The sequence below is a fragment of the Actinomycetota bacterium genome, from assembly GCA_014360645.1.
Classification (GTDB): domain Bacteria; phylum Actinomycetota; class Geothermincolia; order Geothermincolales; family RBG-13-55-18; genus Solincola_B.
This window is the reverse complement of sequence record JACIXD010000020.1, coordinates 1-18237: the sequence shown is the minus strand read 5'-3', so window position 1 is coordinate 18237 and position 18237 is coordinate 1. Positions and strand designations below refer to the sequence as shown.

General features: G+C 62.8%; 13 protein-coding genes and 1 tRNA gene. 5 read left to right on the top strand and 9 right to left on the bottom strand.

All coding sequences use genetic code 11. The annotated features are described in order from the left end of the window. Positions 1-185: 185 nt before the first annotated feature. Entirely contained in the window at positions 186-524 is a 339-nt protein-coding gene (locus tag H5T74_14300; protein MBC7231547.1) for a hypothetical protein, read from the bottom strand. A 74-nt stretch (positions 525-598) separates the two neighbouring features. Between H5T74_14300 and H5T74_14295 the strand changes: the two genes are divergently transcribed. Continuing rightward, a complete protein-coding gene (locus tag H5T74_14295; GenBank protein MBC7231546.1) occupies positions 599-2311 on the top strand; it encodes an IS1634 family transposase in 1713 nt (570 codons plus the stop codon). Between the two features lie 31 nt (positions 2312-2342). After that, the gene (locus tag H5T74_14290; GenBank protein MBC7231545.1) at positions 2343-2747 is read left to right on the top strand and encodes a hypothetical protein; all 405 of its coding nucleotides are present in this window, start codon (positions 2343-2345) and stop codon (positions 2745-2747) included. A gap of 591 nt (positions 2748-3338) precedes the next feature. Here H5T74_14290 and H5T74_14285 read toward each other — a convergent pair. Next, positions 3339-4670: an IS1380 family transposase gene (locus H5T74_14285; protein MBC7231544.1), complete on the bottom strand. Its 1332-nt coding sequence runs from the start codon at positions 4668-4670 to the stop codon at positions 3339-3341. A gap of 206 nt (positions 4671-4876) precedes the next feature. Here H5T74_14285 and H5T74_14280 point away from each other — a divergent pair, with 206 nt between their 5' ends. After that, positions 4877-5395 (top strand): hypothetical protein, encoded by a 519-nt coding sequence (locus H5T74_14280; protein MBC7231543.1) that lies wholly within the window; start codon positions 4877-4879, stop codon positions 5393-5395. A 154-nt stretch (positions 5396-5549) separates the two neighbouring features. Here H5T74_14280 and carB read toward each other — a convergent pair whose 3' ends face one another. From carB to H5T74_14265, 3 genes are all read right to left on the bottom strand, one after another. After that, positions 5550-8810, bottom strand: coding sequence for a carbamoyl-phosphate synthase large subunit (carB, locus tag H5T74_14275; GenBank protein ID MBC7231542.1), 3261 nt, complete (start codon positions 8808-8810; stop codon positions 5550-5552). Between the two features lie 65 nt (positions 8811-8875). Then, positions 8876-10027 (bottom strand): glutamine-hydrolyzing carbamoyl-phosphate synthase small subunit, encoded by a 1152-nt coding sequence (carA, locus tag H5T74_14270; GenBank protein ID MBC7231541.1) that lies wholly within the window; start codon positions 10025-10027, stop codon positions 8876-8878. A 408-nt stretch (positions 10028-10435) separates the two neighbouring features. Then, complete coding sequence (locus tag H5T74_14265) at positions 10436-11350, bottom strand: TetR family transcriptional regulator (GenBank protein ID MBC7231540.1); 915 nt, start codon at positions 11348-11350, stop codon at positions 10436-10438. A gap of 421 nt (positions 11351-11771) precedes the next feature. Here H5T74_14265 and H5T74_14260 point away from each other — a divergent pair, with 421 nt between their 5' ends. Continuing rightward, entirely contained in the window at positions 11772-12173 is a 402-nt protein-coding gene (locus H5T74_14260) for a response regulator (protein MBC7231539.1), read from the top strand. A 16-nt stretch (positions 12174-12189) separates the two neighbouring features. Here H5T74_14260 and H5T74_14255 read toward each other — a convergent pair whose 3' ends face one another. The 4 genes from H5T74_14255 to H5T74_14240 all read right to left on the bottom strand — a co-directional run bounded on the left by H5T74_14255 (position 12190) and on the right by H5T74_14240 (position 15961). Beyond that, positions 12190-12783: a hypothetical protein gene (locus tag H5T74_14255; protein MBC7231538.1), complete on the bottom strand. Its 594-nt coding sequence runs from the start codon at positions 12781-12783 to the stop codon at positions 12190-12192. A 313-nt stretch (positions 12784-13096) separates the two neighbouring features. Then, positions 13097-13187: transfer RNA gene (locus H5T74_14250), tRNA-Ser, on the bottom strand. A gap of 208 nt (positions 13188-13395) precedes the next feature. Then, the gene (locus H5T74_14245; protein MBC7231537.1) at positions 13396-15126 is read right to left on the bottom strand and encodes a VWA domain-containing protein; all 1731 of its coding nucleotides are present in this window, start codon (positions 15124-15126) and stop codon (positions 13396-13398) included. Then, positions 15098-15961, bottom strand: a complete 864-nt coding sequence (locus H5T74_14240; GenBank protein ID MBC7231536.1) for a MoxR family ATPase — start codon at positions 15959-15961, stop codon at positions 15098-15100. The genes H5T74_14245 and H5T74_14240 overlap by 29 nt, the downstream gene beginning before the upstream one ends. A 1047-nt stretch (positions 15962-17008) precedes the next feature. Between H5T74_14240 and H5T74_14235 the strand changes: the two genes are divergently transcribed. Continuing rightward, the gene (locus H5T74_14235) at positions 17009-17602 is read left to right on the top strand and encodes a hypothetical protein (GenBank protein MBC7231535.1); all 594 of its coding nucleotides are present in this window, start codon (positions 17009-17011) and stop codon (positions 17600-17602) included. The last annotated feature ends 635 nt before the right edge of the window (positions 17603-18237 follow it).

The following is an 18237-nucleotide window of genomic DNA, read 5'->3' as shown; positions in this document are numbered from 1 at the left end:
GGCGCCATGGAGATCAGGATATGGTGGAAGGATAAGATGGTCAAATCGATAGTCTATCCATTGGGAGAGTTTCCCAGGGTCCACTTTTGAATTTTAAAGTGTCTACTTTTCAATTTTTCCTAACAGCTGGACTCCCATTCCGCGCATCTCCGAAGAGTTTTCTCCGAATTAAGTTCCCAGCTCAGCTAGCCTTTTGCCTTCTTCGCCCCAAGGATGATCTCGGCTGATTCGTGCTTCCAGTCGTCGAGGAGGGCTTTTATCTTACGGTGGTTGGCAATAGCTTGCTCGAGCATCTCCGCCTGCTCCGGCGACAGCGTCCTGTGGACAAGGCGGCCGTCCACGTAGCGGGTCCACTCGTAGTAGGGGCCATGCAGCGCCTTGGGGTCGGAGGTACACCGGCAGTAGGACCTGCCGCAGGTCTTCATGCGCCTCTGCAGCGTGCCCGCGCAGACAAGGTCCATAGCGGATATCCTGCGTTTGATCTCCTCTATGCGGCCTTTACCTTGCCTCTCTTCTTCCTTCATCCCGTGACCTCTTGACAAAAGCTTAAACTTGCTATTATAGTATAGCAAGTAGAGAGAGGAGTCAAGGGGGGAGCATGGAGCAAGGGTCCTTCGAGCTTGCGAGCGAGCGCCTGGGTCCTTTGCCCCTCGTCAACCACTTCACCGCCCGCCTCGGGCTGGAGGAGCTCCTCGATCGCGCCGTCCCCACTACAGATCCCCGCTGCGCCCTCACCTATGCCGGAAGGCTCGGGGTGCTGCTGCGCTCCATCGTATGCGAGCGGGAGCCCATCTACCGCCTGGGGGAGGTGGTCTCGACCTACGCGCCGGAGGGTTTCTCGCTCGCGCCGGAAGAAGCGGAAAGGATCACCGACGACATGTGTGGCAGGGCCCTGGACCGGCTCTTTGACGCGGACCGGGGGAGCCTCCTCACCGAGATGGTCATCGCGGCCGCGGAACGCTTCTCCCTCTCCTTATCCGAGCTGCACAACGACTCCACCACGGTGAAGTTCTCGGGCCAGTACGCGCGGGCCAGGGGGAGGAGCATCCGGGGCAAGCGCGCCCCCTTCATCACCTACGGCTACTCAAAGGACAGGCGGCCGGACTTAAAACAGCTGCTCTTCATCCTCACCTCCACCGCCGACGGGGGGGTGCCGGTCATGTTCCGCTGCGAGGCGGGCAACGCCTCGGATTCCCGTGCCCATGAGGAGACCTGGGAGGCGCTGGTACGGGCGTGCGGCAGATCGGACTTCCTCTACGTCGCGGACGGAAAGCTTTGCAATGAAGACGCCCTCGACTACATCGACGGTCATGGTGGCCGCCTGGTCACCGTCCTGCCCCGCAGCCGCATCGAGGACAGGCTGTTCCGGGAGTGGGTGCAGGATCACGAGCCCGCCTGGGAGAAGGTGATCGATCGGGAGAAGCCGAGGGGAAAGGGGCTGCCCCGGGACCGCTGGTTTGTCTGGAGGCATCACCTGCCCTCGGGGGAGGGATGGCCGGTGACCTGGGTCTTGAGCTCGCTGCTGCGCATCCACCAGACCCAGGCCCGCACCGACCGCATCGCCTCGGCCTCTCAGGAGCTGGACGACCTCGCCCGGCGGGAGCTGGGCCCCCGGGCTCGCAAGCGCTCGCGCTACGAGGTGCAGAGGGCCATCGACGATATCCTGGAGAGATGGCGCGTGGCGCGCTACCTCCGGGTTTCGCTTGCTGCCACTGCCGAGCACTCGTTCTGCCAGGACCGGCCGGGGCGTCCAGGCCCGGACACCAAGTTCGTGAGGAAGACCAAGCTCGAGTGGGAGATCACCTGGGCCCTCGACGAGGAGGCGGTGGCCTACGACCGCAGAAGCGACGGGATGTACCCGCTGCTCAGCAACGACAGGTCCCTCACTCCCGGGCAGGTCCTCGAGGCCCACAAGCGCCAGCCCATGATCGAGAAGCGCTTCAGCCAGGTAAAATCGGTCCTGGAGATAGCGCCGGTTCTCCTCAAGGACGAGGGCCGCATCGAGGTCCTGTTCTTCCTTTTCTTCGCCGCCCTGCTCGTAAGTACGCTCATCGAGCGCGAGCTGCGGAAGGCCATGGAGAGGGAGGGTATCGAGGACATCCCCCTCTACCCGGAGGAGAGGCCGAACCACCGGCCCACCTCGGAACAGATATTCCGTCTCTTCAGCCTGGTCGAGAGGCATACGCTTCTGCAAAACGGGCGTGAGGTTCAGCGGTTCGAACCCGATTTGACCGAGCTGCAGAAGCAGGTTCTTGCCCTGCTCGGCGTTCCCGAAAGCGCCTATCGCCGATGTCCCCAGCCCGGTGGATAATTAGGGAGAAAACCGTTTTGAGATGCGCGGAATGGGAGTCAAGAACCCGCAAATTGTCGAGATTCATGATGTAGTTGTACGCTCAGAGGCGCTAAGAAAACAGCTAGAATCGACTGCGTTACTAATAATTCAGTGGAGTGATCCTTACACTTCGAAGCTCTATGGCGGTAAGGTCTTTGAGTATCTCGGTGCGAGACGCCCGATCATCGCTATAACAAACAGGGAAGGGCTTCTTCGCAGCCTGATCGAAAAAACAAATGCTGGATATGCCTGTTCAGATAAGTCCGAGGTAAAGTCAGCCCTTAGGGAGATGATCGATGAGTTTAAAAAGACGGGCCGGCTTGAGTTCAAAGGCATAGAATCTGAGATATCAAAATATACTTGGGATAAATCTGCAAAAGAGCTTGCCAGTGTGCTCGATGACGTCAGCTTATAACCTGCGCCATACTGCTCATGCCGGGCATTTGGGACAGACCAAGTCCCCATGATGTAGAGACGAAACCATGATTTCAAAGGAGTGGGAGTTTTGCGTATAGCACTTGTCGCTGGGGCTCGGCCCAATTTTATGAAGATCGCGCCTCTTGTATGGACTCCTATAATCCCGGATATCTACGAATACTTGGAGAATGAAGGCATCCTCTACGCCATGCGGACAAAGGCAAGCAGCAGGCCACACGAGGAAATAGACCACCTGACGACGAGGCCTGTGGGCAGACCCTCGCTGAAACCCAAGGTCTTCTACCTGCGTCAGCTTGCCTGTTGGATGGTATAATATCGACATTAGGAGGTGTATATGGGAAATACTTGTTTATGTTAGAAATTTGTTCCGAGATTTCCCATATACACCTCCAGGCATCATATTTCTACCCAAATTCAGGTAAGTCAAAACGTCAAAGCCCCGGCATTCTTCTTTCCCCATGATGCTCTTTCCTATTTTCGCGCCTAGAGCTGCAATTTCAGCGATATCCGGGGAAGCTTGAGCGCTTACGGCGTGTTCCATATTCAGTTCCTCTCGTTATCCGTTGCCTCAGGTGAAGGCTGCAGCCAGGGATCTGATGCGGACAAGGACCTCGGCGAATAACTCCCCCGATATGGCCACCTCCGCCATCTGGAAGACCGTCCTTTTGGAATGATTAATGACCTTGGCCCCGATCTTGATCAGTTTGAGCTGGACGCTCGAGAGCGACCAGTGGGATATCTTTGCGGGAAGGGCGAAGCGCCGGAGGAAGTTGCCCAGGTTGTAGGCCAGCACGAAAAGGGCCAGCCTCACCTGGTCGGCTGCGTACCTGGTGCAGGATAGCCGGGTCCAGGAGAGGGCGTACTTGCCTTCCTTGATATGGTTTTCGCATCTGCCCCGCTGGTTGTAGAACCTCACCACGCTCTTCGGCTTCCCCTTGAGGTTGGTCATGATGAACCCCGCCCTGGGGAAGAGCTCGCCTTGATGCCACTCTATCTTGGCGATGATCCTCCTGGACCTGTCCCAGGAGCCCGCCCGGTAGGAGAAGTCATGATAGATTACCTCGGGCCTGGCGGACGGCCTGCCCACCGGGCGGGTCAGGAGATGGTCTATCTCCTCATACAGCCTGCCGGTGGCCTTGATCCCGATGGCGTAGAGGATGCCTTCCTCCTCTAGGTATTCATACATATCAGGGGAGGCGAAGGCTGCATCTCCCCGGAAGTACGGCTTTCTGCCTAAGGCCCTGTATCTGTCTACGATGGGCTCCAGGAGATCCCGCCAGCCGTCGGCGGAGTGGACGTTGCCGGGACGCAGCATCGCCCCTTCGCAGTCGCCATGCTGGCAGAAGACGAAAAGCGGGTGATAGCAGCGGGAGCAGAAATGCCCGTTGTAGGCCGATCCCTCCTGGCTGCCGTGCACCGGGGACTCCTGTGAGTCCATGTCCAGGATGACATTATTGCCCTTGGTGACGCGCATCGCCCTGGCCACCCAGGCGTGGTTGATGGCGGCAAGCGCTCTTATGTTCTCCTCCTTGGCTAAGGTCTCGGCCTCGAAGCGGGATACGGTCTTTTGGCTCGCTGCGTTTCTCTCCAAGGCCTTCTTCCCGACAACAGCCCGCATGGCGGGGTCACGGAAGAGGCGCTCGTGGTCATTCACGTCCTCGTATCCGGCCAGCCTGGCGTAAACTGATTGGCGGAGTAGCCCCGTCATCTGGTGCCTGATGTTTTTGCCCGTCCTTCCGTCCTGTATCATCGCCCCCGCCATATCGGTGAGTCCCAGCGCCCCGTCCAGTTCTCTCACCGCCAGCAATCCCGCGTCTGTGGTGGCCTTGGCACCCCTGAATTCCAGTCTCAGATGGCGGTCGAAATCAAGTCTAAGGCGCCCGTTTTCGCCTTCACCCATTGGGTTTTCTCCTCTCGAAGTAGCCATATCGCCAACAGGCCTGTTCTGATGCATGGTTAGCAAAGCTAGCTAGTAGTCCTTCGGGATTTGATATGATAAATGCGGGTTAGTACGATTTATTATATAGTTATATAGGAAAAGAGGCTGCTAAGAGCGGAAACAAAAACTGCCCACGCCCCGGGAGACAAAGACAGGGAGGTGGGGTTTTGTTTTCGTCGCGTTTTTTCGTAGGGCTCCTCATCCCCGTCATCATCCTGGGATTCGCGCTGTGGTTCGTGTTCGCGGCGGACATCGACCGCGGCGACGTGAAGGTGGCGGGAGCCCTAGTGGGGGCCCCCGACGTCCGCTTTACCGTGGGCGAGTGCACGGTAACGGAGGCGGGAGGGACGAGGATTCTGCTGGTGAAGCTGGAGGCCTTCAACCGGAGCACTCGCACCGTGGAGCTCTACCCGCAGGACTTTCACCTCGTCCTGGTGAGGAAAAAAGACCCGGCCGCGCTGGAGAGGCAGAGGACCTTCACGCCCATGCAGTACCGCTCCTCGTGCCCCGACGCCCCCTTGAGCACCACAGCGGTTCCTCCCTCCTCCACCCGCAGCGTGGAGCTCGTTTTCTGGGGAGGGAACATGCCCCGGGGCGGGGAGTGGGACGGACACGTCCTCTCGCTGGAGTATTACGACGCGGCGACGCCGCTCCTGTTCAGCAAGGTCCTCACCCCGAAAGAATGAGCTTCTGCGCCGCGCCGGCGCGGACGGCGGTTCCCTGTATGCGCTGCTCCCGGCCCCCACCAGCAACATGGGGCCACCGCGGCCTATTTCATGCTCAAAGCTCGAGGACCGCGAGCAGAGCCGGGCCCTCAAAATCCCTCACGGGCCCCCGGCTTTATCCGTGCCAGTCCTGGAGGGGCTTCACCTCCAGGCCCTGTCTGAGCAGCGATTCGATGCCGTTGAGGGCGGCGCGGGCCGCGCTCAGGGTGGTGATGAGAGGGATGTTGTAGAGCACGGCGTAGCTGCGGATGGACCACTGGTCGGTACGCGGGCGCTTCCCGGAAGGGGTATTGATGATGAGCTGTATCTCGCGGTTCTTCATGTAGTCCACCACGTGCGGTCGCCCCTCGTGCATCTTGTTCACTTCCATTACCGCCACGCCGTGGTTGCGCAGCACTTCGGAGGTGCCCCGCGTGGCCAGTATCCCGAACCCCAGCTCGGAGAGCCGGCGCGCTATGGGGACGATCTCTCGCTTGTGGGCGTCCTTGACGCTGATGAAGATGTTCCCTTCCCTGGGCAGCAGCGACCCCGCCGCGATCTGCGACTTGGCGTAGGCCATGCCCAGGTCGCGGTCGATGCCCATGACCTCCCCCGTGGAGCGCATCTCCGGGCCCAGGATGGTGTCCACCCCGAAGAAGCGGTTGAAGGGGAGCACCGCCTCCTTGACCGCGATGTGTCTTACCTCCACCTCGCGGGCGATGCCCAGCTCGCGCAGGCTCCTGCCGACCATCACCTTGGTGGCCACCTTGGCCCAGGGCACCCCCGTGGCCTTGGACACGTAGGGGACGGTGCGGGAGGCGCGGGGATTTACCTCCAGCACGTAGAGGAGCTCGTCCTTCACCGCGTACTGCACGTTCATCAGCCCCACCACCTCCAGCTCACGCGCCAGGGCACGGGTGGCCTCCTTGATCTCCTCCACCATGGCCTCTCCCAGCGAGAAGGGAGGGATGGCGCAGGCGGAATCCCCGGAATGGATGCCCGCCTCCTCGATGTGCTCCATGACCCCCGCCACCACGACGTCGCGCCCGTCGGAGACGGCGTCCACGTCGATCTCCACCGCCTCCTCCAGGAACCTGTCGATGAGCACGGGGTGGTCGGGGGAGATGTCGGTGGCGCCGGACATGAACTCCTCCAGGGAATGGTCGTCGTAGACGATCTCCATCCCCCGGCCTCCCAGTACATAGGAGGGCCGCACCACCACCGGGTAGCCGATGCGGTGGGCCACCTCCAGGGCTTCCCCGTAGGAGCGGGCGGTGCCGTTCTCGGGCTGGCGCAGCCCCAGCTTGTGAAGGAGGGCCTTGAAGCGGTCGCGGTCCTCGGCGCGGTCGATGGAGTCGGGGCTGGTGCCGATGATGGGGGCTCCCGCGCGCATCAACGGCACGGCGAGGTTCAGCGGAGTCTGGCCCCCGAACTGCACGATGATCCCTTCGGGCTTTTCCCGCTCCATGATCTCCAGCACGTCTTCCAGGGTGAGGGGCTCGAAGTAGAGGCGGTCGGAGGTGTCGTAGTCGGTGGAGACGGTCTCGGGGTTGTTGTTGACCATGATGGACTCGTACCCCTCCTCGCGCAGGGCGAAGGAGGCGTGCACGCAGCAGTAGTCGAACTCGATGCCCTGCCCGATGCGGTTGGGCCCGCCGCCCAGGATCATCACCTTGGGCCTCTCCGTGGAGGCGTGGGGGCCGGCCAGGGGCTCCTCCTCCCGCTCGTAACAGGAGTAATAATACGGGGTGTAGGCCTCGAACTCCGCCGCGCAGGTGTCCACGAGCTTGTAGCAGGGCCGTATGCCCGCGGCACGCCGACGCTCGCGCACCGCCTGCTCGCCGCAGCCGAGCAGGGACCCCAGCAGCACGTCCGAGAACCCGAAGGACTTGGCGCGAAAGAGCTCCTCGTCCCCGAGCTCCTCCAGCCCGCGGCCGCGCAGCCCCCGCTCCATGTCCACGATCTCCCTGATGTTCTCCAGGAACCAGGGATCGACGTGGGAGAGCTCGTACATCTCTTGCGCGCTCATCCCCAGCATGAACCCGTAGCGCAGGTAATAGAGGCGCTCGGCGTTGGGGGTGGTGAGCTTCTCGCGCACCAGGGAGATCGCCTCCTCACGCGCCGCGGGGTCGGCCAGGCTCTCCGGGTCCAGGGACTCTTTTCCATCTCCTCCCAGTCCGAAGCGCCCCACCTCCAGGGAGCGGATGCCCTTCTGTAGCGCCTCCTTGAAGGTGCGCCCGATGGCCATCACCTCCCCCACCGACTTCATGGAGATGCCCAGGGTGGGGTCGGCGCCGGGGAACTTCTCGAAGGTGAAGCGGGGTATCTTCACCACGCAGTAGTCGATGGTGGGCTCGAAGGAGGCCGGGGTCTCGCGGGTGATGTCGTTGGGGATCTCGTCCAGGGTGTAGCCCACCGCCAGCTTGGCGGCGATCTTGGCGATGGGGAAGCCGGTGGCCTTGGAGGCCAGGGCGCTGGAGCGGGAGACGCGCGGGTTCATCTCGATGACCACCATGCGTCCGTCGCGCGGGTCCACGGCGAACTGGATGTTCGACCCCCCTGTCTCCACCCCGATCTCGCGGATGATGGCGATGGCGGCGTCGCGCATGAGCTGGTACTCGCGGTCGGTGAGGGTCTGGGCGGGGGCCACGGTGATGGAGTCCCCGGTGTGGATGCCCATGGCGTCGAAGTTCTCGATGGAGCAGATGATGACCACGTTGTCCGCGAGGTCGCGCATCACCTCCAGCTCGTACTCCTTCCACCCGATCACCGACTCCTCGATGAGGATCTCCGAGATCATGGAGGCCTCCAGCCCCGCGGAGGCGATGCGCTCGAACTCCTCGGCGTTGAAGGCCACCCCGCCGCCCGTGCCCCCCAGGGTGAAGGCGGGCCTTATGATCACCGGGAAGCCCAGCTCCGCCGCGGCTGCGCGCGCCTCGTCCATGGTATGGGCGAGGCCGGAGCGCGGCAGGTCCAGGCCGATGGAGGCCATGGCGGAGCGGAAGAGGTCACGGTCCTCTGCCTTGCGGATGGCCTGGTAGTTGGCGCCGATCATCTCCACGCCGTACTGCTCGAGCACGCCCGCCTCCGCCACCTTCACCGCGGTGTTGAGCCCCGTCTGTCCTCCCAGGGTGGGCAGGAGGGCGTCGGGACGCTCTTTCTCGATGATGCGCGCCACCACCTCGGGAGTGATGGGCTCCACGTAGGTGCGGTGGGCCATCTCGGGGTCGGTCATGATGGTGGCGGGGTTGGAGTTCACCAGCACCACCTCATAGCCCTCCTCGCGCAGGGCCTTGCAGGCCTGGGTGCCGGAGTAGTCGAACTCGCAGGCCTGGGAGATGATGATGGGCCCGGAGCCGATGATGAGGATCTTGTGGATGTCCGTGCGCCTAGGCATGGGACTCACCTCGGATGGGGCTTGCCGCTGCGAGCCATGGCGAATGCGCGCGCTTGTTCCGGGTCTCAGGCACGGCCCTCACCCCTCGCGGCGCGCATGTCGCGGATAAAGTCCCCGAAGAGGTAGACTGCGTCGTGGGGCCCGGGCGAGTCCTCGGGGTGGAACTGCACCGAATAGGCTGGATAGCGCCGGTGGCGGAACCCCTCCAGGGTGCCGTCGTTGAGGTTGATGAAGGTGGGCTCGGTATCCCTCTCCACCGCCGAGAGGTCCACGCAGAAGCCGTGGTTCTGGGCGGTGATGAGGATGTTGCCCCGGCGCAGGTCCTTCACCGGCTGGTTGGCGCCGCGGTGCCCGAACTTGAGCTTGAAGGTGCGCCCTCCTAGGGCCAGCCCCAGGATCTGGTGGCCCAGGCAGATGCCGAAGATGGGCTTCACCCCCACCAGCTTGGCCACCTCCTCGATGAGGTAGGTCACCGCCGCCGGGTCGCCCGGCCCGTTGGAGAGGAAAATGCCGTCGGGCCCCATCCCCAACACCCGGGAGGCGGGGGTGTTCGCGGGGACCACCACCACCTCGCATCCGAGGTGGGAGAGGATGCGCAGGATGTTGCGCTTGATTCCGCAGTCGTAGGCCACCACCCGTAGGGGGCGCTCCCCTCCCCCGGAGACGTCGGGCAGTACCCCGCGCCCCATGGGGGGGATGCGCGGGTCCTCCCAGCGGTAGGGCTCGCCGCAGGTCACCTCCGCCACCAGGTCCACGCCTACGTAGCCGGGGGCGGCGTCCAGCCTGGCCTTTAGCGAGGCCAGGTCGGCGTCCTCGGAGGAGACGATGCACATCATGGCCCCCAGGGAGCGGATGTGCCGGGTGACGGCGCGGGTGTCCACCCCCTCGATGCCCACGATGCCGTGCTCAGCGAGGTATTCGTCCAGGGAGGCGGTGGTCCGCCAGTTGGAGGGATAGCGGCAACACTCCCGCACCACGAAGCCCTCCACCTGGGGGCGGGGGGATTCCAGGTCCTCGTCGTTGACGCCGTAGTTGCCGATGAGGGGGTAGGTCATGGTGACCACCTGGCCCTTGTAGGAGGGATCGGTGAGCACCTCCTGGTAGCCGGTCATGCTGGTGTTGAACACGAGTTCGCCCGTGGCGGTGCCGCGGGCTCCGAAGGGGGTACCGGTGAAGTACTTCCCGTCCTCGAGCAGGATCAAAGCCTTTTCGGTCAAGTGGTTACGCCTACCTCCCGTCCTCGAATCTTCCGTCTATTATAGGGACTCGCGGTGACGGGGGGAAGGTCGAAAATCCGACGCCCCACCGGACCCATCTTTCCCCCGGGCGGCATTGCATGTAGACGGTGACTCAGCCGCTGCTGCCGGCCCTTGTCATTTTTCGGGCGGCATGATATACAGATACATGCCATTGCGTTTAATGTTACCTTATGGTAGCATGATTACCTGATAGGTCTCTGCACGAGGGTAAAGGGTGAGGGCCGGCGAGATGGCACGGTCTTCCCTCCCATAGACGGCCTCATGGACGGCCCGGATGCCCTCCCGAGTGTGACCTCATCCGTGCTCCGGCATCCCAACCGGAGCACCTCCCTCCCTGCTGACCCCGGTTTGCCGGAAACCGGGGTCCTATGCCCCGCTTTTTTTCCCCGGCTTCCGCCCGCCGCCGGGAAAGGACCCGTGTTCGGGAGCAAAAGCCCGGGTCATCAGCTCGCGCACCGTTTTGCGCGCGGCCCTCACCTGTTTCTCGTCCGCTTGCGCGAGCAGCACGGCGATGCTCTGGCCCATGCCCACCAGTGCATAGCTCACGGTCTTGAGATCGTGGTAGGGAAAGATGTCCCCCGCCCCCACCCCCAGCCTCAGGTCCTCCTCTATCCCCTCCGCGAGCTGTTCATAGACCTCCCTGAACTGAGCCAGCAGGCGCGGGTTGCCCACCGTCTCCCCCAGCAACATGTAGAGGAGCTCGCTTTGAGTGAGATAGAGGTTGAACAACTCCTCTCCCTTGGCCTCGATGCGCGCGATGTAATCCTTCTCGTCGCGCTGTTCCAGGGCGCGGTCGATCCTGCCCAGGGTGTCGTCTATGAGCTTCCTGATCACCTCCACCAGCAGCTCTTCCTTGCTGTCGAAATAGATGTAGAAGGTTCCCTTGGCTATCCCCGTGGCCTGCACGATCTCGTCTATGGTGGTGCCGTGGTACCCCTTGGCGGCGAAGAGCCGGGTGGCGATTTCTATGATGCGGTCCCGGCGGTCGGTCACCTGCGGCTCCTCCGCTTCCTCTCCCGCCGTACCCTCCCTCGTCTGCTCAATGATCCCGAAAAGACCCGAGATGTCGCGCAGGGACAACCCGTAACGGGAGCGCAGGTACCCGATCATGCGCAGACGCTCGAGATGGTTCTCGTTAAAGCTGCCGCCCTCGTCGGGCGGCGGGAGTATCCCCTCCTTGAGATAGCGGGCCACCTGCTGGCGGGAGAGGCTCTCCCCCGTCTCCGTCTCGTAGGCCTGGACCAGATTTTTGATGTCCCAGCTCCGGTTGTCTTTCGCCACCGCGATCTCCCGTCTCTGCGGCGCCCGCTTTCATGCTGCGCGCCCTCTGTCCAAAGTATTATCGGAAAACGACTGGGTAGTCAGTCATATGATATGCTACGCCTATCTTGCTGTCAACGCGCCCTCCATGCCGCGAGGTCGACATCATCTCCTGTCCGTGCTGCCCTCGCCTGCACGACATCCCGCCCGCCATCCCTATTCTGCCCACGCTTCCCGGGGGGCGGATGCGCCGTCCATCACCGGGGAGGGGCAACGCGGCCGCCGGTCGCCGGGGCGGCCATGCTCCGGAACGCCTCCTTCGTGCGCGCTGCAGCACGCCTTCTCGGGTCAACCGCGCTCGGTTGCCCGGGGACCTGTTTATCGTATGGCGGGGTTGGGAATATATGCTACCGGGGGTGCAGGATGAGAGTCGGGGGTTGAGATGTCTGCGTGCGAAAAGGCGAGTGCCCTGGTGGTTGACGACGACCGCCTGCTCCTGCGGCTGGTCGAGCTCAACCTGGGCAAGGCGGGCATCGAGGTGCTGCTCGCGGACAGCGGCAGGGAGGCGCTGCGCATCGCGCGCGAGGAAAGGCCGGACGTCATTCTCCTGGATCTCATGATGCCGGTGATGGACGGTCTCCAGGTCATGCAGGAGTTGAAATCCGCCCGCGAGACCAGGGATATCCCGGTGATCATGCTCACCGCCAAATCCGGGCGCGACGACAGGAGACGCTGCGAGGAGCTCGGCGCCGTCGCCTATGTCACCAAGCCCTTCAGCCTCGAGGAGCTGCGCAGCACCGTCCGGAGCATCCTGGAAAACACCCGCGGAAGCCGCGAACGCTAAACCTCATCGCCCGCCGCTAACCCGTGGGAGTGAGGAACTTCTGAAAGAGGGCCATCTGGGGAGCGTTCTTGAGCGCGCCCTTTACCTTGAAACGCCCGCTCTTCAACGCGTTCAGCACCTTCTTGCCGTCCTCCGACTTAAGCCACTGCAGCATCTGCTTTCCCTTGCCGGCCCCGGACAGGCTCAGGAGCAGGGCGAGCTCGGTGCCGATGTAGATGTCCACATCCTCGATCACCCCGTTGGCCACCTCGACGTCGCTGCCTCTGAAGACCATGGTGGCCGCCATTTCCGGGTGATCCAGGTCCTGGATGGCCACGGACACGTTCAACCTGTCGGCCAGGGCTTTCTTGGATGGCATGGCCAGGAACCCCTTTACCATCTCTCCCATCATGTAGGCCAGCGGCCCCGGTTCCGCGTCCCGCATGGTAACCGTGCCGCTCCCGGGAGCAGGCCGGGTTTTCTGCGCGTTCCTCACCGCCGCCGCCGCTCCTCCCGCGAGCGCCAGCAGGAGCAGCCTCCTGGCCCGCCTGCGCGCCCTCGCCCTTTTTGCCGCCTTCCTCTCCCGCTTCGCCTCCAGCGCATCCAGCTTTTCGCGCTTTCTCCTGCTCACTGCCTCCTCCTTTCCCCGCGCATCCCCGGCGTGGATCCGCGCGCGATGCGCCGCGTTACCGCCGTCCATGACTTTCCCTTTCCCCATCTCCGAAACCACCGCAGGGTGACGTTCCCCATGCAATTCTACCCCACGGCGCGTTCCCGCTATCATCCTCCCGTCGTGGGGGATCCGGGGGTTTCGCCTCCCGCGGACCTTGCCAGAAGAGCGGCCCCTTCTCTTTGACCGTCACGGAGGTCCCGGCGCATGCCGACCTTCACCCCGACTCCCCATAAGATATAAGCGCCGGCGGCACCCACCGGCGCGGAGGCGGTGGCGGAAGGGGTGGGATTTGAACCCACGGTGCGGTCTCCCGCACAATCGCTTAGCAGGCGATCACCTTAGGCCAGCTCGGTCACCCTTCCGCGTATCGGCTCGGCTTATCGCCCGTCACCATTATAATGCAATGGGGTCAGATCTTCGATCTTCGAAAACCGGAGCCCTCACATGGTTTCTCGGATCGACCGGAAGCCGCTTCCGAACGGGCTAGTGTTTCTTTGAACCGAAGTTCCTCCCCACAAAACATCATATTTTCCTGCATTGAGTGGGCTTCCCAGGCAGGAGCGGAGACTCTTATCCGGTCGGTTTCACGGCCATCCCCGGGAGATGTGTTTGCCGCTTTGTCCCATGTCCGGGGCTGACCCCATATTGGAAGGCCCATTTGAGGAGCTTCTCCAGCGCGGACGGCAACTGGGAGAGGTGGTCGATGAACTGCACCGATCTGCCGTACTGCTCCAGCATCACCTGCCGGTCCTCCTGGCCGCACCCCAGGGTGATGAGCTGGATGCCGCGCTCCCCGCAGTAATCGATGCCGTAGCGAACGTCGCAGCCGGCGTTGCAGGCGCCGTCCGTCACGTGGATCATCAGCCTGCGTTTCCTGTCCCCGGGCATGAGGTGGGCGGCGGCGATGATGGCTTGTCCCGAGGGCGTCTCCCCCATGGGGGATACCGACATGAGCTCATCGCCCCTTATCAGGCCGGTGAGCACGCATACCCCGTGCGATTCGTAGTATGCCCACGCCTGCAGGCGGTTCCCCGATCCCCTGAAGGCCTCGTGCATGGTGGCCACCGCCGTCTCCACCAACCTCCAGCTCGAGCCCCTTCCCATTGACCCCGAGGCGTCGATGAGCAGGCATATGCTCCAGCTCGGCTCCAGGACCTGCTGTCTCTCCATGAAACAGGCCCCGTTCATGGCGGCGCGGTAGAGGCGCCTGCGGTCCAGCCTGCCGCTGGTGAGCCCGCGGCTCAAAAGGACCTTGCGGTCCGAATAGCGGTAGATGATGGCCTTGATCCTGCTCGCCTGCCTCTCGTCCGCCACGCTCAAAGCCGGCATGTTCAGGCTCCATATGCAGGTGGGAAGCACCTCCTGCCGCGGGTCGTCGACCACGTTCCTGATGAGGGAGGTGATATCCCCGGATTCCTCCGCCAGCTTCTCCTCCACCTCGCGCAGGGCATCCGCCCCCGCACCCTTTCCGCCGCCTCCGCCCCCGGTATTCCGGCCGCCCGGGCCTGCTCCCAGGATGGCCCCAGGTACCCTTGCATCCAGTATCTTCCATGCGGCCACGGCATCCCTGATGCCCTCAAGGGCCTCGAGGTAGAGCCCCAGCCTCATCTCACAGCGCTCCGCCACCCCCCTGCCGCTTTCCGCCACCGCCCTCAGCCGCGGGGTTATCTCCGTGAGCACCCCCAGCACCTCGCGGTAGACGGCGGCATCCTTCCTCCCCCCCTCCTCCTCCCACGCGCTCGACCACCACAGGTACACCAGGGCGTCCAGCGAGACATCCGAGTTGCCTAGGCGGCTCTCCATGTCCCGCATGGCCGCCATGCGCGCCTTACGGACGTAAAGCCCGAGGACCGAGCCCTTGCAGAGGGAATCGACGTATATGTCCTCGCCCACGTGGATGATCTTGCTCAGGACCACCTTCTCCCGCGCGTCCAGGTCCTTCCCGGCCTCTCCAGCCCGGCTCCATACACGGCCGCTCCACTCTCTCGCGTGCAGCGCCTCGTGCGTCACCAGCCCCACCAAGTAGTCCACCTTCCAGGGGCTGACGGGATATCTCCCCATGACGAACTCGGGGTCGAGGACGATGTCGCCAGGCGAGGCGGACATGCCGGCGTAGACGACGTCGCCGATGTTGGTGCCCAGCGTCCCCGCTACCTTGCGCAGGGCGCGCAGGAGGTTGGCCAGCTCCGTGGCCTCCAGCTGGGAGGCGTTCACGCGCCAGAACTCGGAGAGCGCGGGCGCTCCGCTCTCCCCGCCAGCGAGGCGGCCCGGCTCAGTACGGCCTGTAGGTCCTGCCGTCATCGCTCTTTACGTAGCCCATCTCCAGGTGCAGGGAGAGGAGGGTGGATTCCAAGATATCCCTGCTCACCTGGAGGCTGTACACGAAGGCCTCCCGGATGGAAGACCCCATGGTCACCAGTTCCGCGATCATCAGGGTATGGCGGGTGGAGACCATCACCGGCTCCTGCGCGTTCCCCCTCAAGCGGTTGGCGATATCCACGATGGCTGCCGCCCCCTCATCGTCCACCCCCGTCTTCCTACGCAGCACCTCGCGCTCGACGTCGGGAGGCAGGTAATCCATGAGGGTGACGTAGAAACGGTCCCGCAGGGCGGCGTCCAGCATCTCCACCCCCACGAACTCCTCGCCCTCGTTGAGGGTGGCGAAGAAGACTACCCCGGGAGCCACCTTGATCAGGCCCAGCTCGTCCGTCCATACCTGGCGGTCCTCCGCGAGAACGGAAAAGAGCATGTTTAGGGCCTTGGGGTGCTCAGGGCGGTTGATCTCCTCCAGATGTATCACGCATCCCGGGGTCTGTATGGCCTGGGGGAACAGGAACTGCCGGTAATAGGTCTCCCCGTCCTTGAGCCTCATGTCCCCGAAGAGCTGCCCCGGCTCTGAGAGTATGCCTACCTGGAAGGTGGCAAGCGGCCTCCTGTTCCTGGCCGCGAACTGCCTCACCAGGGTGGATTTGCCGCAGCCCTGCTTGCCCGCCACCAGGACGTTCACCGGGTGTTTCCTGGAGAGCCTCTCGATGCGCTCCAGGTGGTCGATGATGTCCTGGGGGAGGAAAAAGTCGTCCTCGGGCTCGGGGACCAGCATGGAGATGTCGCCCGGGTCGGGCTCGTTGACCGCCATCTTTTACGCACCATCCTTTCCGTCCAGCCCCCGCCCCCTCGGAACGGAGACCGGGCTTCGAAGCGTCTGCCGGTACAGCATGGGAACATTATAAACGCCCGCGCCCGTACTTCTCACTGGGACCGGCAACCCAAGCCTCGGACCGACCGAAGGCGAGCAAGGCGCCCGGACCCAACGACGGCCTGCCGGAAGATACCAGGGGCCACACCGTGGATGCCGACCTGCCGGCCGGGCATCGCGCCAGGTCCTCGCAGGAGTTGTTTTTCTTCTCGGTTTCTCGGTTCCCGGGAAACGGCCCCGCCGGGCGCGCCGGCGTTTAAGGTCGTGTCGCCGGCTCTCTCGTCATGTAAGCATCTCCGGGTCCGCGCCAGCAACGGGCATCAGCGCCACGTGAAGGGGGCGATATATACTTTATAGCTTCCATCCGGTCCTGCGCGATCATGGGATCGTAGGACTCACAATCCTCCTGATGGGAGACGAGCGCCTGTTACACCCACTGACCGACCGCAGAAGAAGCGGGATAGAGGGACGCGTCGGTGACGTACAAGATACTGTAGTGCGAATCCGTATTATTGTAGCCTTACCAGAACAAGCTTGGCGCCCCGGACCCATCCACCGCTATCCGGGCGTATTCGTTGAGTTCGGTATCGGGGAACCGCCAGTCCGGTTCGCTCCACACCGACGATGCCCCACCACCGGGATCCAGGTCGAAAGCACGAGGGCGACCGGCAGGAGCGCTGCTGCCAGCGACGTCATCTTCCGCAACCTTGCACCGGGAGACCGTGGTGATCTCTTGCCCGAAGCCGACATGACGGCCTCCTTTCTCCACTGGCGAGCCTTATCTCTCCACCTGCCGTGACCTCAGATGCTGTAACGTTTCAGTAGGCGTTTTGGGTTGAAAAAGTTTGAGAGACCACCCTATCATCCTGACAAACCAAGCAAGTTCGACAAGGGGAAAGGGGCGATCTCCCAAATGTTCGATCCGGGGACCATGGTACTGCGTCTGGCGTGGTAGATACTTGTAGCGGTTCCAACCGAGCCCTTTATTTGAACACCTCCTTGCTCTGCTTTTCTTACTACACGGCAAGTATAGGAGGTGTCCAACATGTTTCTGAACCTAGGCACCACCTGGCGAGGTCGCTCGCCCGGGCCCTGGGGCTCTCCCAGGAGGCCTTCCGTCTCTTTACCCCGGCCAAGGAGGGCAAGGCTGCGGAAGTCGTACAGGGCCTGGAGGGACGCCTGGGAAAAGCCGGAGGCGAGGGGAAGAGGAGGCGGATCTCCGAGGCCATCGCCTACCTCTCCTCCCTTGCGGCCTGGCTGCAGGACCGGAGGGACGTGCTCCCGGCGGCGGAGGACCACCGCTCGCCCGGGGCCGTCGAGGGCAACGTGGACAAGCTCGCCGCCGACCGCTTCAAGAAACGGGGCATGAGCTGGAGGCCCCGTGGCGCAGGTCACATGCGAAAGATCATCGAGCTTGAGGGAGAACGGGGAGCTCGGCAACTTTATCTCAAGGAGGAGGAGGAGGAGGGCAGACGAGAAGGCGGCCGAGGCGGCCATGGCCTCCTTGCGAAGGGAGGCGAGGAGGAACCCGGAGGCTTGGCTCAGAAAGAACATGCCGCCGCTCGAGACAAGAAGCGGTGACCCTTTTGTGAAAGATGTACTTATGGGCCTGGCGGGCTACCCTAAGATGGCGTGTCGAGGCGTTGTCGGGATGGGGCGCCTACTTTTTCTGGACAGCAACCGAGGGGAAAATCTAGTTGACGTCAAACAGGGCTTCGCCTAATAACAGTCAATATTTGCCCCCGTTCCTCCGCTCATGGATATCTGCAGGGAGTCTTTTATATTCCGTCATCCTCCTCGAGGGAGGTGGCCATCTTGCGCACCACCTCGTCCAATCTCCGCCGGGTATATCTCTGCCCAAAGGTGGTAAAGATAAAAATTTCGTGGTCGGGGAACCTGGCTAACCCTCCTTGAAGATGGCCGTCAGGTTGGGATACCTCCTGGCATAGGCGGTCTCCAGGGCCCCCTTGAACCATTCGTCTATCACCCCATCCCTCGGCCAGCCATCCTTGAGCATTCCGCCATCCCTCCTCCCGTCAAGCCAAAGGGAATCAGCCGATATCCCGCCCTTGCCCACAGGCACTAATATACCCCGGATTTCTCATTTCAAATAGCAAGTATCACTTGCTAGAATTGCTGAAATATGTATCAGAACAGCAATAACAGCAATGCTGGTGGGGTAAAGATGGGGAACCTTGCGAATGAAGCGGAAAACG